Here is a 15,643-nt window from a genome sequence, read left to right on the forward strand (position 1 = left end):
ATTATGCACGCGTGAGTATAATAACGCGGATTTTTCTGCTTACTATGCCCTCCTTAGTCGAGTTTATGGACTGATTAGGAAGGGGATATCACACGCTGTGGAGTGATGTTGTGTCTGTTGTCTCTCAAGTTTTATCCCACATGAGAGGGGATTTTTTTCGCCGCCTGATCGCCATCGCGTTGCCGATCACACTACAAAATATCATGTTTTCCAGCCGAGGGTTGGTTGACGTCTTGATGTTAGGTCAACTTGGAGAAGCGGAAATTGCGGCCGTTGGCGTTGCCGCTCGCGCTACTTTTGTGACCACCATTATGTTGGTGGGTGTGACCACGGGTGGCGCATTGCTGACCGCGCAATATTGGGGGGCAGGGGATCGCAAAGGTGTGCGTGAAAGTACGGCACTCACGTGGTTAGTCTCTAACTTCTTTGCCTTTTTCACCGTGTTGCTGTTCTTGTTCTTCCCACAACAAATTATGTCGCTGACGACCGAATCAACACAAGTCAACGCCTTAGGTAGCCAATATTTGGTGATCACCTCGTTCACCATGTTTGCGGTAGCGTGTGTGAGCAGTATGGCTGTTGGGTTGCGCGCCATGCACAAGCCTGGCGTGAGCACTTTTTTCAGTGGTATCGGTATCTTATCCAACGTTCTGCTTAACTGGATCCTGATTTTTGGTAAGTTCGGCTTCCCTGCGATGGGGATTGAAGGTGCCGCGATAGCCACCGTGCTCAGTGGGGCAATTGAGGTGGCTTGTTTATACAGCTATTTGTATGGCAAACAGCATTTGATGGCCTTTGGTTGGTTAGATGTGAAAGCGGTGATTGACTGGCCCAAGATCAGCCGTTTTCTACGCCTCTCTTTGCCAACAACGTTTAACTTCTTGATCTGGGCTGCGGGGTTATTCACCTACCATGCGATTATGGGGCAGACGGGCGTGCAAGGGCTCGCGGCGTTATCGGTGATGACCCCAGTTGAGTCGATTTCGTTGAGCCTATTGATCGGCATGTCGAATGCCGCCGCAGTTCTGGTGGGTAATCAACTCGGTGCCAAAAATTATCAGGCCGTCTATTACCAAGCAATTGGGGTCACTGCGTGCAGTGTGCTGGTGGGAGTGGTTGTCGCTATCTGCTTGTATCTGTTGCAAATTCCAGTCCTTGGTGCGTTTACTGCGCTGACGCCGGAAACTCGGGAGCTGTCAGAAAAATTCATTTTGATCTTGAGTCTAGGCATTGTGCTGCGTTCACTACCTATGACGGTGATTGTGGGTGTGTTGCGAGCAGGGGGCGATGTGAAATTCTGCCTAGGGCAAGACATCGTTGCGCAATGGTGTATTGGAATTCCATTGGCCGCTTTTGCCGCCTTGGTGCTTAAAGTCGATCCGGAATGGATTTATTTGCTGTTCCTTACCGAAGAAGCCGTGAAATGGTTTGGCTCATTACACCGTATGAAAAGCAAGAAGTGGATGAAGAATTTGATTGAAAATTAGACACTCATCGGTCGATTGGTGCAAATTAATGCATATAGTGTGATCTGCTAGCCAAAATGCTTTCTCCGTTTGGGGTTTTGGTGTAGATTCTGTTCCCAGTTTCATTTTCGGCAATGAGTGGTTTGATGTTACAACTGGTAGACCTATGCAAAGGCTATGTAGACGGTGATGAGTTTCATCCTGTGTTGCAGGGGGCTGAGTTGACGTTAAATCAAGGCGATCAGTTAGCGCTGATGGGCGAAAGTGGTTCGGGTAAGAGCACATTGCTTAATCTTATTGCGGGACTCGACTGCGTAGATTCTGGCGAAATTTGGTTTCCCGGCTTCCCTATGCACCATACCTCAGAGCACAACCGCACCGCATTTCGCCGCAATAATATTGGGCAGATTTTTCAGCAATATAATTTGCTGCCAACGTTGAATATTGCCGATAACATTCGTTTTTGTCGCCAACTTAAAGGGCTTCCTGAAGATGCCGGCTTGTGGCGACAAATCCTTTCTGCTTTAGATCTCATGCCTCTGCTTGGCCGATACCCTGAAGAAGTGTCTGGTGGCCAACAACAAAGAGCAGCGATTGCTCGTGCTTTGTATATGGAACCGAAAATTCTCCTTGCCGATGAACCGACGGGCAGCTTGGATGAGCGTAATGCCGAAGCAGTGATGCGTTTGCTGACCTCGCTGACGCGTCAGTTGGACTGTGCACTATTATTGGTGACGCACAGTGAAAAAGTCGCACAACATATGGATGGTTGTATTCGTCTGCAAGGAGGACAGCTGCATGTTATGGCCCGTAGTTAAAGCGCTATTGGGTCATTATCGTCGCTATCCGCTGCAGATTTTTCTGGTCTGGCTTGGTTTAACTCTTGGGGTTTCCTTACTGGTTGGCGTTACGGCCATAAATCATCATGCAAGACAGAGTTACGAGCATGGTGAAAAACTGTTTTCCAATCCTCTGCCTTATCGTATTCGCTCTAAACACATTGCCAATAAAATCCCTCAAGGTTTTTATATTCAACTGCGTCGAGATGGTTTTCAGCAATGTGTGCCTTTTGATGACTATCGTTTCAGTACCACTTCTGGCTTAGATATTATTTTGCAAGGTGTTGATCCTGTTGCGTTACTGTCTTTAGACAGCAGTAAAACATTGGCGCAACAAACCGGATTGCAATTAATGAATCCGCCATATCCGATCATGGTGAGTCAAGAGTTAGCCAAATTACAAGATTGGCAAGAAGGGGACTACATTGCGCTGACCGATGGTTCGAAACTCGGCCCGATCACCATTGATACGCATAACCAAGTGACGGGAATGCGAGTGGTGGCCGATTTGTCTTTAGTGCGCATGCTGAAAAAGGGCTCCGGGCTCACGGTGATAGCGTGTGCGGATATGCCCGCCGCTAAGTTGGATCGTTTGAAGAAGAGTTTGCCGAATGGTTTGACTTTGGTGCGCAGCACCCGTTCTGAGTTGGAATCGTTAACGCAGGCCTTTCACCTGAATTTAACCGCGATGGGCATGTTGGCTTTCCTTGTCGGCATCTTTATTTTTTATCAGGCAATGTCACTTTCAATGGTACAGCGTCAACCTTTAGTTGGCACACTCAGACAGATGGGGGTGAATGGCTGGCAGTTGGGGCAGGCACTGATGGTTGAACTGCTGCTGTTGGTGCTCGTCAGTTGGTTGTGCGGTAACGTGTTTGGTTTATTGCTCGCTAACCAATTAATTCCTGCAGTCGCCAGCAGTTTAGGCTACCTGTATAACGCCAATGTGGATTTGGATATTGGGTGGGATTGGTCATGGAGTAGTTACAGCTTACTGATGGCTCTCTTTGCGGCGCTGGCCTCATGCGCTTGGCCTTTAGTACGCTTGTTACGTTCACAACCGATCCGCTTATCGGCTCGATTGTCGTTAGTCCGCTTCGCCGGTAAAGAGTTTAAGTTGCAAGCGTTGTTAGCTTGCGCCTTGTGCGTTGCCGCAGTAGCGATATACCAAGCACCTCAAAGCCAGCAATCAGGTTTCGCGATTATTGGTTTGATGTTGCTGAGTGTTGCGCTGTTTACGCCATACATTATCTGGACACTGTTCACCAGTTTTTCCTATACGCTGCGTTGGGTCAAGGTACGTTGGTTTTTTGCCGATGCGGCTGCGAGTATGAGTTATCGAGGTGTGGCGACCATGGCCTTCATGGTGGCGTTGGCAGCCAATATTGGTGTTGAAACCATGGTGGGCAGTTTTCGTGATACCACTGATCGTTGGTTGAGCCAGCGACTCGCCGCTGATATCTACCTCTATCCAAGTAATAGTATGGCTTCGCGCATGAGCCAATGGCTCGGGCAACAACCTGAAGTCGATTCAGTGTGGTGGCGATGGGAAAAAGATTTTGCCTCTCAACATGGCCCTGTGCAAGTGGTGAGCACCGGCGCTTCTGATGGTGAATTGGACTCTTTGACGGTGAAGTTAGGTGTGCCGAACTACTGGTATCATTTGCATCATGCACGTGGTGTGATGGTGAGTGAGTCGATGGCACTGAAACTTGGCATCCGACCGGGTGATTTGATTGATTTACCTGAGCCAATGGGTTCTGGGTGGGCGGTGTTTGGTGTTTATTACGATTATGGCAATCCTTATCATCAAGTAATGATGTCGCATCAAAACTGGATGAAAGCGTTCGCTGGAACGGGCAACGTTGCGTTGGCGGTCGTGCTCAAAGAAGGGCTAACCGGAGAAAGCGTGAAAAAACGCCTCGACACCATTTTCAGGCTGGATGCGGATCGTATTTTTGATAACACCAATATTCATACACACGCAATGCGAGTCTTCGATCGTACTTTCTCAATCGCAGGAACGTTGGGTAATATCACGCTATTTATTGCAGTCTGTGGCATTTTCTTTTCAACCCTAGCCGGAGAAACATCACGTCAGCGCCATGTTTCCTTACTGCGTTGTCTTGGTGTCTCTGGGAAAGAGTTAGTATTGATTGGCGGAATGCAATTGTTTGTTTTTGGTGCGATCTCTTTGTTAATTGCTTTGCCATTGGGGTTAACCTTGGCCAAATTGGTGATTGATGTGGTGATTAAACACTCTTTTGGTTGGACAATGCAGTTACAAATGGTGCCAGGGCAATATGTGCATACTGTGGTTTGGTCAATGGTTGCGCTGATTTTAGCTGGCGCTTTACCCGTGATTCGTTTAGCGCGGAAATCACCGATGAAATCGTTGCGAGAGGCATTGTAATGCGCCGTTTTCAACTGCGAGCAAATAAATGGATTTGGCTCTGTTTAGGCGCCTTGTTCTTTGTGGTGGGCTTTATTGGCTATGAGAAAAATGAATACCACAGCATGTTGCTCTCTTCACCAGACCATCCTAATCATACCAAGCAGGCGGTATTTGAACCTGTGCTTCCCAATCACCCTGTCCGTTTGCCGGAGGATTTCGCTTCTCGTCCCGAATTCCAACAAGAGTGGTGGCGATTTTACGCTTGGCTTGAAGATGAAAGTGGCAACACATTCAGTGTTCAGTGGAATTTTCTGCGTTTAGCTCAGGACGAACGCGATACGATGGGGTGGCAGACACCACAACTGTATTTCTCTTCGGTAGTCATTAACGGTAAGAAAATGGCTTTGCGGGATCAAAAAATAGCTCGCGGCGGAATTGGTCAAACGGGGAGTAGTGATCAACCTTTCCGTATGTGGATTGACAATTGGACTTGGCGATCGCTTGGAATGGGGCCTTTACCCGGTAATTTACAGATTAGCGCGGACAATTTCGCACTGAATTTGCAACTGAGAGCATTGGGTCCCTACGTGCTTTCAGGCGATCGCGGATATCAAATCAGGCAAGATCTACTTTCGTTGGCGAGTTACCAATTTCAACAACCTTACATTGCCGTACATGGTTTATTCGCCCCCAACATTAACCAGCCTGCGCTTCGTGTCAGCGGGCGAGCGTGGTTAAGCAAAGAGTGGGGCAGTGAACTGGTCGCGACAGAGCAAACCGGAACCGATCACTTCGTTATCCCGCTAGATGAACAGCGCTGGTTAAGTGTCAATCGCTTTCGTCATGATGGTGTTCCAGACTATTTCTATGGCATGTTGTATGACCGCAAGGGTAAGAATATCGTGTTGTCGAATAGCGATATCCAGCTAGAGTCACTCTCTTCGTCTCAACTCAGCAATGGTAAGCGTATTCCTTTACGTTGGCGGTTAATCATTCCTAAGCAACAAATTGATGTTTCTATTGAGCCGTTGGATCGAGATGCATGGCAAGCCTTTTTGATCCCCTATTGGGAAGGTCGAATAAAAATACTAGGCAGCCATAACGAAACCGGATTTATGCAGTTATCGGGTTATTAAGGCTGACATACCTTCATTATTGTTTGTCCCAAAGAAAGCGCGTTATGCGCTTTCTTTGTTATGCCGGTAAGATAAAACAATCCGTTACCATTTTTGCCATTGGTATGCAAAGCGCTATGTCTATACTGAAATTAGGTGAAATTTACACTGAAATCTGAATAAACTCGGAAAAACCGAAGTAATGCCTCATTACAATCGATTTTTCCATTGCCTCAAGCCTAGCTACACTCTGGGTCATCATTCTATTGTTAATCAATTATTAACATAATTTAAGGACAAACTTATGTCTGACATGATTCGAGACTTCTTTAAAATGGAATCGGCGGGCGGCATCTTGTTGGTGATTGCTGCGGCGATTGCTATGGTTATTGCCAACTCAGGAATGGCTGAAGGTTATCAAGCCTTTTTGCATACCTATCTGTTTGGGATGTCGGTTTCGCACTGGATCAACGACGGCTTAATGGCGGTGTTCTTCTTGTTGATCGGTTTAGAAGTAAAACGCGAGTTGTTGGAAGGTGCTTTAAAATCGCGTGAAACGGCCATTTTCCCGGCAATTGCTGCAGTAGGCGGTATGCTTGCCCCTGCACTGATTTACGTGATGTTCAATTTTAACGATCCAGAGGCAATCCAAGGTTGGGCGATCCCTGCCGCGACTGATATTGCATTTGCTCTGGGTATTATGGCTTTACTGGGTAAGCGCGTTCCAGTGAGTTTGAAAGTGTTTCTATTGGCGCTGGCGATCATCGATGACCTTGGCGTAGTAGTGATCATCGCTCTGTTTTACAGCAGTGATTTATCAACCATTGCACTCACCATCGGCTTTATCATGACGGGTGTACTGTTCATGCTTAACGCTAAACACGTGACTAGACTCAGTGTGTATTTAGTTGCGGGTTTGATTTTGTGGATTGCTGTATTGAAATCGGGTGTGCATGCAACATTGGCAGGGGTGGTCATTGGATTTGCTATCCCACTGAAAGGCAACAAGGGTGAGCATTCTCCACTGAAGCATCTGGAGCATGCACTGCACCCTTATGTGGCGTTTGGTATTTTACCGCTGTTCGCTTTTGCCAATGCAGGTATCTCATTACAAGGCGTTTCTTTAGCCGGTTTAACATCCATGCTGCCATTAGGTGTGGCGTTGGGGCTTTGCTTAGGTAAGCCGATTGGTATCTTCAGCTTCAGTTGGGCTGCAGTCAAACTGGGCGTGGCGAAGTTGCCAGAGGGTATTAATTTCAGACATATTTTTGCAGTATCTGTATTGTGTGGGATTGGTTTTACCATGTCGATTTTCATTTCATCACTGGCTTTTGGCCAAGTGAATGAAGCTTATGACACCTACGCGCGTTTGGGGATTCTGATGGGATCTACCACGGCAGCACTATTGGGTTATGCATTGCTGCGCCTCTCTTTACCGCTGAAATCTGCACAATAATCACTATGATTTGGTGAGCATAATGCCTCCGCACTGCGGGGGCATTTTTGTATCGCTTTGATTCTCTTCGATGAAAGATAGATGTATACAAAGTTTGTATGGCAAAAGGGATTTGGCTTATAACGTTTTATGTCAATTTTACTATGCAACTGATGCGAATAATTATTAAAAACGATTGCGCTTGACTTTCTTTTTATGATAAGGTTCGCGCCAATCTCGGACTGAGCTTCTGGGGGACACGCGTGGTGACCATTCAGGCTGATTGTGACACCACGTAGGGTAGGTATCGACAAGTCCTTTTGTCGATAGACGGGATACTCTTGCTGCGGGGCAGCATGTGCATGGGATACCCAACATTGAACTCACTTAATTTATACGCACTAATCAGCTTTGTACTTCCTCTATGCCCTGTTCAACAGGACAGTAGCATTACTGAACCTTGATTCTCTGATTTAGCAATTCGTCATCCAAACGATGACCCACATTCCGGCTTGCCTATGCGCAAACGCGGAGCATTTTGCTATTCGCCATTTCCATAACCTAAACCGGAAAGGCGGAAACGAATCATCTCAAGGGGAAAAAAGATGAGTACAGCCTTTGAAGTCGATAACCACATCGCAACTCTATTTTCAAATCAAGTGCCGTTATTAGACGGTCTTTACGATCTCACGCCAGACCAAGTGCTGCTTGATCAAGCTGCGCATGAATCTGAAGTGCGTTCCTATCCACGTCGTATTCCTATTGCCATTAAGCAAGCCTATGGCTGTTTGGTGGAAGATACACGTGGGCAGATTTTCTTGGACTGTCTAGCAGGCGCAGGTACCTTAGTGCTTGGCTATAACCATCCAGAAATCAACCAAGCACTGAAAACACAACTCGATTCTGGTTTGCCATACCAAACGCTGGATATCGCAACCGAAGCGAAAACCCATTTCATCAAAACCGTGAAAGGCTTTTTGCCTAAAGCGTTGGGTGAAGATTGTGTGATCCAGTTCTGTGGCCCATCGGGTGCGGATGCGGTTGAAGCAGCAATCAAGCTAGCCAAGCAAACCACGGGTCGTAACACCATGTTTGCCTTCCGCGGTGCTTACCACGGTATGACTAACGGTACTATGGGGATGATGGGTAACCTCAATACCAAGGCGCGCCGTACGGGCTTGATGTCCGATGTGCATTTTATGCCTTTCCCATACAGTTTACGCTGTCCGTTTGGTTTAGGTGGTGATGAAGGCGCGAAAGCCAGCATCCGTTACATTGAACGTCTGCTGAATGACGATGAAGCAGGGATCATGAAACCTGCTGCAATCATCGTTGAACCAGTACAAGGTGAGGGGGGGGTTATCCCTGCGCCGGCATTCTGGCTGCGTGAACTGCGCCGCATTTGTGATGAGCACGGCATCCTGTTGATCTTTGACGAAATCCAATGTGGTGTAGGCAAAACAGGCCACAACTTTGCATTTGAAGAGTCCGGCATTATTCCTGATGTGCTTTGCTTATCAAAAGCGATCGGCGGCGGTTTACCCATGTCGATTCTGGTTATCAACAAAAAGCACGACACATGGCGTCCGGGCGAGCACACCGGAACCTTCCGTGGCAACCAGCTTGCAATGGTATCTGGCGCCAAAGCGCTTGAAATCATTCAGCGTGATAACCTCGTTGAGCACGCGCGTATTGCGGGTCAATACCTACGCGCTGGCCTAGAAAAAATCCAAAGCCGAGTCAACTGTGTTGCCGAAGTACGTGGAAAAGGCTTGATGCTCGGTCTTGAGATTAAAGATCCAAGCGGCGAACTGAACAAGTTTGGTGAGCCAAAATCAGCACCACAACTGACACTGGCAATTCAACGTGCGGCACTTGAGCGCGGCTTGATGGTAGAAAAGGGCGGCCGTGATGGCTCCGTGATTCGTTTCTTGCCACCAGTCATCATCTCGTTTGAACAGCTCGATTTCGCTTTACGCGTGCTTGAAGAAGCGATTCTTGCTGCAGGTGGCGGCAAAAAAGATCCTGAGCAAGTTAACCAAGAGTGGAAAAAACACTTTATTCATACTGGCCACATGGGCAGCCAAGAGTTCTCACAAGTGATGAACCATACGACCGCTGCGATGAAAGCCGTGTTTGAAGAAGTAAAAGCACCTTACTCAGGTCTTGACCCTAAAGTGCTGGAAGAAGCGATTTACGCGGTGGATCTGGATAACAAAAATGCGTCATTAAAAGAGGTTATCTCTGAAACCGCAGAGTTGATCGCGAAAAACTCCATCATGGTTCAACACCCTGACTGTATCGCGCATTTGCACACGCCACCCTTAATGCCTTCCGTTGTTGCTGAAGCCATTATTGCGTCATTGAACCAATCCATGGACTCATGGGATCAATCTTCTGCAGCAACCTTTGTTGAGCAGAAAGTGGTGGATTGGATGTGTGAAAAGTATGAACTGGGCGCGCAAGCGGACGGTATTTTTACCAGCGGTGGCACGCAAAGCAACCAGATGGGCTTAATGCTGGCTCGTGACTGGATCGCCGATAAGCTCAGTGGCCATTCAATCCAGAAATTGGGTCTACCTGAGTATGCGGACAAACTGCGTATTGTGTGCTCGAAGAAATCTCACTTCACGGTACAAAAATCGGCATCTTGGATGGGGCTAGGTGAGAAAGCAATTCTTGCCGTTGACGCACTACCTAATGGCACGATGGATGTGACTAAGCTTGAAGCTGCGGTTAAACAAGCCAAAGCTGAAGGGCTGATTCCCTTTGCCATTGTGGGTACCGCAGGCACTACCGACCACGGTGCGATTGATGATCTGGTGACGATCGCCGATGTGGCTGAGAAGCACGCACTCTGGATGCATGTGGACAGTGCTTATGGCGGTGCGTTAATCCTGAGCAGTCATAAGGATCGCCTCAATGGCATCGAGCGTGCTCAATCCATCAGTGTTGATTTCCATAAGCTGTTTTTCCAAACCATCAGCTGTGGCGCATTGCTGCTGAAAGACAAGCATAACTTTAAGTACCTGCTGCACCATGCAGACTACTTAAACCGTGAGCACGATACGTTACCAAACTTGGTCGATAAGTCGATTTCGACCACCAAACGTTTTGATGCCCTAAAAGTATTTATGACCATGCAAAACGTGGGACCTAAACAACTGGGCGCCATGTACGATCATCTGCTCGCTCAAACCAAGCAGGTGGCGGAACTGGTACGTCAGCATCAAAGCTTCGAGCTTTTGGCTGAACCATCTTTGTCTACCGTGTTATTCCGCGCGGTAAATGAGCAAGCTTCTGATCTGGATGAACTGAACAAAGTGGTTCGCCTTCAGGCGCTGGTACGTGGTGTCGCTGTGCTTGGCGAAACCATAGTGGATGGCAAAACGGCCTTAAAATTCACAATTTTGAACCCATGTTTGACGATGTCGGATTTCGACTCTCTACTGGCTAAAATTGAAACTCTAGCGGTTGAGCTAGCGGACTAAAGGTAAGGGAACTATGTCTATTCTACAGATTGGTGCAGGCGGCGTAGGTTGGGTTGTGGCACACAAGGCCGCACAAAACAACGACGTGCTGGGTGATATTACTATTGCATCTCGCTCGATTGCGAAATGTGAAAAAATCATTGAGTCGATCAAAGGTAAAAACAACCTTAAAGATTCTTCCAAGAAACTAGAAGCGCGTCAGGTTAACGCGGACGATACTGAATCACTGGTGAAACTGATTAATGAAGTAAAGCCAGATTTAGTGATCAATGCTGGGCCACCATGGGTTAACGTTGCCATTATGGAAGCGTGTTACCAAGCGAAAGTATCCTATTTGGATACTTCCGTTTCGGTTGATTTATGCTCTGAAGGTCAGCAAGTTCCGGAAGCGTACGACGCACAATGGGCGTTTCGTGACAAATTCAAGCAAGCAGGGATCACTGCGATTTTAAGCGCGGGTTTTGATCCGGGTGTTGTCAGCGTATTTGCTGCCTACGCTGCGAAATATTTGTTCGATGAAATCGACACTATTGATGTGTTGGACATTAATGCCGGCGATCATGGCAAGAAATTCGCGACCAACTTTGATCCTGAAACCAACTTGTTGGAAATTCAGGGTGATTCCATCTACTGGGATGAAGGTGAGTGGAAGCGCGTACCTTGCCATACTCGTATGCTGGAATTTGATTTTCCTAAATGTGGAAAATTCAAAGTTTACTCTATGTCGCACGACGAGCTGCGTTCACTGAAAGAGTTTATTCCTGCTAAGCGTATTGAATTCTGGATGGGCTTTGGTGATCGCTACCTGAATTATTTCAATGTGATGCGTGATATCGGTTTATTAAATCCAGAGCCACTGACTTTGCATGATGGTACGGTCGTTAAACCACTGCAAGTGCTGAAAGCAATGCTTCCTGATCCAACCTCGTTAGCACCGGGTTACAAAGGGCTCACTTGTATTGGTACTTGGGTGCAAGGTAAGAAAGATGGTCAAGCGCGTAGCGTGTTCATCTACAACCATGCCGACCATGAAGTTGCTTACCACGATGTGGAGCATCAAGCGATTGCTTATACCACTGGCGTGCCAGCAATTACGGCAGCGCTGCAGTTTTTCCGTGGTGAGTGGGCTGAACTAGGTGTATTTAACATGGAACAGCTCAATCCAGATCCATTCCTAGAAACTATGCCATCTATCGGTTTAGGTTGGGATGTGATGGAGCTTCAGCCGGGTCAACCTGATATTCAAATCGTGAAATAATGCACGCAGAGTGTGAAAACCTCCGTGATTAATTCTAAACAGCTATAGCCAAATGGTTATGGCTGTTTTTCCATTTTTGCTATAGGCAAGCATGAATGGAAACATTGCAGGAAATAGGAACTGACATGCAAAAAAATGAATTAAAAACCCCGTACTTCATGATTGATGAAGCAAAACTCATCGCTAACCTCGAAATTGCTAAGCACCTGAAGGAAATTTCGGGTGTGAAGATGGTGTTGGCACTGAAGTGTTTCTCAACGTGGGGTGTTTTTGACATCATCAAACCCTATCTGGATGGCACAACCAGCTCTGGTCCCTTTGAAGTGAAACTGGGCTATGAAACTTTCGGCGGTGAAACCCACGCTTATTCAGTTGGTTACAGTGAAGACGATGTGAAAGAAGTCGTCGACATCTGCGACAAAATGATCTTCAACTCTCAATCTCAATTAGCGGCATACCGTCATTTAATTGAAGGTAAAGCATCTCTAGGCCTGCGTATCAACCCCGGCGTCAGCTATGCAGGTCAAGACCTTGCTAATCCCGCGCGTCAGTTTTCACGTTTAGGGGTACAGGCCGATCATATTGATGAACGTGTGTTTGATACTATTGATGGCGTCATGTTCCATATGAACTGTGAAAACAAAGATGTGGATGCGTTCATTGGTTTATTGGATGCGATTTCAGAACGTTTTGGTCGTTACCTCGATAAACTCGATTGGGTTAGTTTAGGTGGGGGCGTATTCTTTACGTGGCCGGGGTACGATGTCGATAAGTTGGGTGCAGCATTGAAAGCGTTTGCGGAGCGTCATGCAGTTCAACTTTATCTTGAGCCGGGTGAAGCTGTCATCACCAAAACGACCGATCTTGTAGTGACAGTTGTAGACATTGTGGAAAACGGGATGAAAACCGCGATTGTTGATTCAGCGACGGAAGCGCACCGTTTAGACACATTGATTTACAAAGAACCCGCTTCAGTGTTAGAAGCCAGTGATAATGGTCAGCACGAATATGTGATCGGCTCTTGTTCTTGCTTAGCCGGCGATCAATTCTGCGTAGCTAAGTTTGATGAGCCATTACAGGTCGGGCAACAACTGCACATCCTAGATAGCGCAGGTTACACCATGGTCAAACTCAATTGGTTTAACGGCCTGAAAATGCCGTCTGTGTATTGTGAACGTCAAAATGGTGAGATACAAAAAATCAACCAGTTTGGCTATGAAGATTTCAAACGCACTTTATCTCTGTGGTCTATCCAATAAAATCCTGGATAGGGTAGGAGGTCAATTAATACCGTTTCTTACCAATAAAAAAGCCGTGAAAAATCACGGCTTTTTTATCTCATATCAGCAACTACATCGGAAGCGTTGTAAAAATTGTCCACTCTTTGACAACTTCACCTTTATATCCAACAACGGTTGCCGTAACGCGGCGGTTACGAGCGTGACTCACATCATCGGTACCATCTGCTTCCAAAACGCTATCACCGTATCCGACAATGTTCAGGCGCTCTGGCGTCACTCCATAACGCAGTAATTGGTCACGAACTGCTTCTGAACGCAGCTTAGAGAGTGCTAGGTTATGTTCTGCGCTACCTACTTTGCTCGCGTAGCCTTGTAACTCAATAGATGTTGAAGGATAGGTTTGCAAAAACTCAGCCATTTGACGGATTTGCGTCAAAAATGCGGGTTCAATTGCGCTAGAATCATTGGCAAACAAAATGTGCAATTGCTGCATTTGTGATGCCTTAATAAAAGTTCCGCAACCGTCATTATCAATCTCAGAGCCTTTCGGAGTATCAGGGCAGAGATCGCGAGCATTAATCACACCATCCTTATCATCGTCTTTCAGATCAGCAATTTGATCAGCAAGCGGAGTCGCACGGTAGTCGTACTCATCACTCTCATGTTTAATGTATTCGTCTTGATTGGCGAAAGCAGAGGTTGTAACGGTACAAATAAATAGTGGCAGAGCCCATGATTTGATTGACATATTAGTACTCCACCTTCGCTGTCCATTCCTGAGGAATATCCACTCTCAAGGCATCCAATAAGTTACCCGATGCATTCATCACTCTATATTTGGCATATTGCTCGGAGTATTTAGCATCCAAATAGTCTTTACGGGCTTCAAACAGTTCATTCTCCGTGTTCAACAGATCGAGCAGGGTACGCTGGCCTATTTGATATTGCTTACGATAAGCCACCACGGTTTTTGAAGCGGAATCCACATGATCGGCCAAAAACTCTTTTTGTTGCAGAGTGAGATCGAGAGCACTCCATGACAAGCGAAGCCCTTCCTCAACCGTACGGAAAGTTTTTTCACGTAAATCTTTCGAGCGGTTTAGTTGATAAGCTGCACTTTCAGTGCGATCACTATCACTGCCACCATTATATAGGTTGTAGCGCAGACGCAACATCGCGCTAAATTCATCGCTGCTACCTTCTACACCACCGGCATCATTACGCCAGCTTTGTGCGGCTTCAAAGGAGAGTGTTGGGTAATTAGGGGCTTTTGACTGCTTATATTGGAAACGAGCGGCATCCACATCCGCTTGTGACACTTTAATCACAGGGTGATGTGCTTGAGCCAGCTCTAACGCCTTTTCTACAGAAGAGGGTATGGCATTTTCGTCAGCACGAGGAAACTCCAGAGTTAAAGGTTCTTGCCCCACGAGACGGCGAAATTGGGTATGTATATCCAAAAGATTATTTTGTGCAGCAAGCAAGTTACTGTGTGCTTTTGCTAAACGAGCTTCAACCTGTGTCACATCAGCGGTAGAACCAATACCAGAGTCCGCACGCTTTTTAATATCACGATAAATCGCTTTGTGAATCGCAAGATTATTTTCAGACAAGGTTAGAATTTCATGAGCTTTAGTTGCATCAAGATAGATTTTGCTTACTTCTAAAGCCATGTTCGATGCATCTGCCAATAATTGGTAACGATCCGCTTCGGCTTCCGCTGCCGTTCTATCCATATCATTGAGTGTTGCAGAGCCATCCCAGATCAATTGAGTCAGTGTCAATGTTGCATCTTTTCGTGTTAAATCCGTATTTCTATTACCGCTAGATTCTGCAGGATTGATAGATTCGTAACCGATGCCCGCATCAAGATCGATTTTTGGCAAATAAGCCCCTGATGATGCATCGGCATCATATTCGCGACTTTTAAATTGATTAAATGCGCTTTTTAGCTCCGGATTGGATGCCAACGTGATGGATACCGCTTGCTCCAACGTTTGCGCAGAAACCGGATTGCTCAATGCGATAGCGAGCGCAATCGCTTTTAATGGTAATCCTTTCAAAAACGTTCTCCCCAGTGTGGGTCATTACTCAATGAATGACCTTTAGTCTAATCCAGATTCATTATCATTTATAAGACATATAGGACATTTGACGTCAACATTATGACGCACGCGAGAAGCGTATCACATATTTACCTAAATAAACCCCTGTGAACTAGCCATAACGATGTAAACTAAAAGTGTTAAAACATTTCAGTTGTGGATGATTTTGGAATAAAGTTAACACTTCCAAAGTGTTGTGGTGTGATTTTAGTTCAGAATTTATGTTGTTGCCAGATGAAACGACAAGGTTTTTATGCCTGCGGTGTAAGGATTTAAACATGTTTTTAACTAAAGTTAG

At 46.4% G+C, this 15,643-nt stretch carries 10 protein-coding genes; 8 read left to right on the top strand and 2 right to left on the bottom strand.

All coding sequences use genetic code 11. The features are described 5' to 3' along the window. Nucleotides 1–110: 110 nt before the first annotated feature. The 8 genes from EPB59_RS05130 (at nucleotide 111) to nspC (ending at nucleotide 13,258) form a co-directional block, all read left to right on the top strand. Nucleotides 111–1,487 carry an MATE family efflux transporter gene (locus EPB59_RS05130; protein WP_055031448.1) on the top strand — a complete coding sequence of 459 codons (1,377 nt, stop codon included), beginning with the start codon at nucleotides 111–113 and terminating at the stop codon, nucleotides 1,485–1,487. 125 nt (nucleotides 1,488–1,612) lie between these two features. Continuing rightward, complete coding sequence (locus tag EPB59_RS05135) at nucleotides 1,613–2,284, top strand: ABC transporter ATP-binding protein (RefSeq protein ID WP_055031447.1); 672 nt, start codon at nucleotides 1,613–1,615, stop codon at nucleotides 2,282–2,284. Then, nucleotides 2,265–4,718 (top strand): ABC transporter permease, encoded by a 2,454-nt coding sequence (locus tag EPB59_RS05140; RefSeq protein WP_000964622.1) that lies wholly within the window; start codon nucleotides 2,265–2,267, stop codon nucleotides 4,716–4,718. The genes EPB59_RS05135 and EPB59_RS05140 overlap by 20 nt, the downstream gene beginning before the upstream one ends. Next, the gene (locus EPB59_RS05145) at nucleotides 4,718–5,836 is read left to right on the top strand and encodes a lipocalin-like domain-containing protein (protein WP_154171738.1); all 1,119 of its coding nucleotides are present in this window, start codon (nucleotides 4,718–4,720) and stop codon (nucleotides 5,834–5,836) included. Before EPB59_RS05140 ends, EPB59_RS05145 begins: the two co-directional genes overlap by 1 nt. A gap of 283 nt (nucleotides 5,837–6,119) precedes the next feature. Continuing rightward, nucleotides 6,120–7,271: a Na+/H+ antiporter NhaA gene (gene nhaA, locus EPB59_RS05150; RefSeq protein WP_154171739.1), complete on the top strand. Its 1,152-nt coding sequence runs from the start codon at nucleotides 6,120–6,122 to the stop codon at nucleotides 7,269–7,271. A 584-nt stretch (nucleotides 7,272–7,855) separates the two neighbouring features. Continuing rightward, nucleotides 7,856–10,741, top strand: coding sequence for a pyridoxal phosphate-dependent class III aminotransferase (locus EPB59_RS05155; protein ID WP_154171740.1), 2,886 nt, complete (start codon nucleotides 7,856–7,858; stop codon nucleotides 10,739–10,741). 13 nt (nucleotides 10,742–10,754) lie between these two features. Next, nucleotides 10,755–11,999 (top strand): carboxynorspermidine synthase, encoded by a 1,245-nt coding sequence (locus EPB59_RS05160; RefSeq protein ID WP_154171741.1) that lies wholly within the window; start codon nucleotides 10,755–10,757, stop codon nucleotides 11,997–11,999. Between the two features lie 125 nt (nucleotides 12,000–12,124). Beyond that, the gene (gene nspC, locus EPB59_RS05165) at nucleotides 12,125–13,258 is read left to right on the top strand and encodes a carboxynorspermidine decarboxylase (protein ID WP_195707061.1); all 1,134 of its coding nucleotides are present in this window, start codon (nucleotides 12,125–12,127) and stop codon (nucleotides 13,256–13,258) included. Between the two features lie 91 nt (nucleotides 13,259–13,349). Here nspC and EPB59_RS05170 read toward each other — a convergent pair whose 3' ends face one another. Together EPB59_RS05170 and EPB59_RS05175 are read right to left on the bottom strand one after the other, a co-directional pair. Next, nucleotides 13,350–13,988, bottom strand: a complete 639-nt coding sequence (locus EPB59_RS05170) for an OmpA family protein (RefSeq protein ID WP_055051761.1) — start codon at nucleotides 13,986–13,988, stop codon at nucleotides 13,350–13,352. Nucleotide 13,989: 1 nt separating this feature from the next. Beyond that, entirely contained in the window at nucleotides 13,990–15,303 is a 1,314-nt protein-coding gene (locus EPB59_RS05175; protein ID WP_154171743.1) for a TolC family outer membrane protein, read from the bottom strand. Nucleotides 15,304–15,643 lie beyond the last annotated feature (340 nt).

Origin of the sequence: Vibrio metoecus (assembly GCF_009665255.1) — a bacterium.
Classification (GTDB): domain Bacteria; phylum Pseudomonadota; class Gammaproteobacteria; order Enterobacterales; family Vibrionaceae; genus Vibrio; species Vibrio metoecus_B.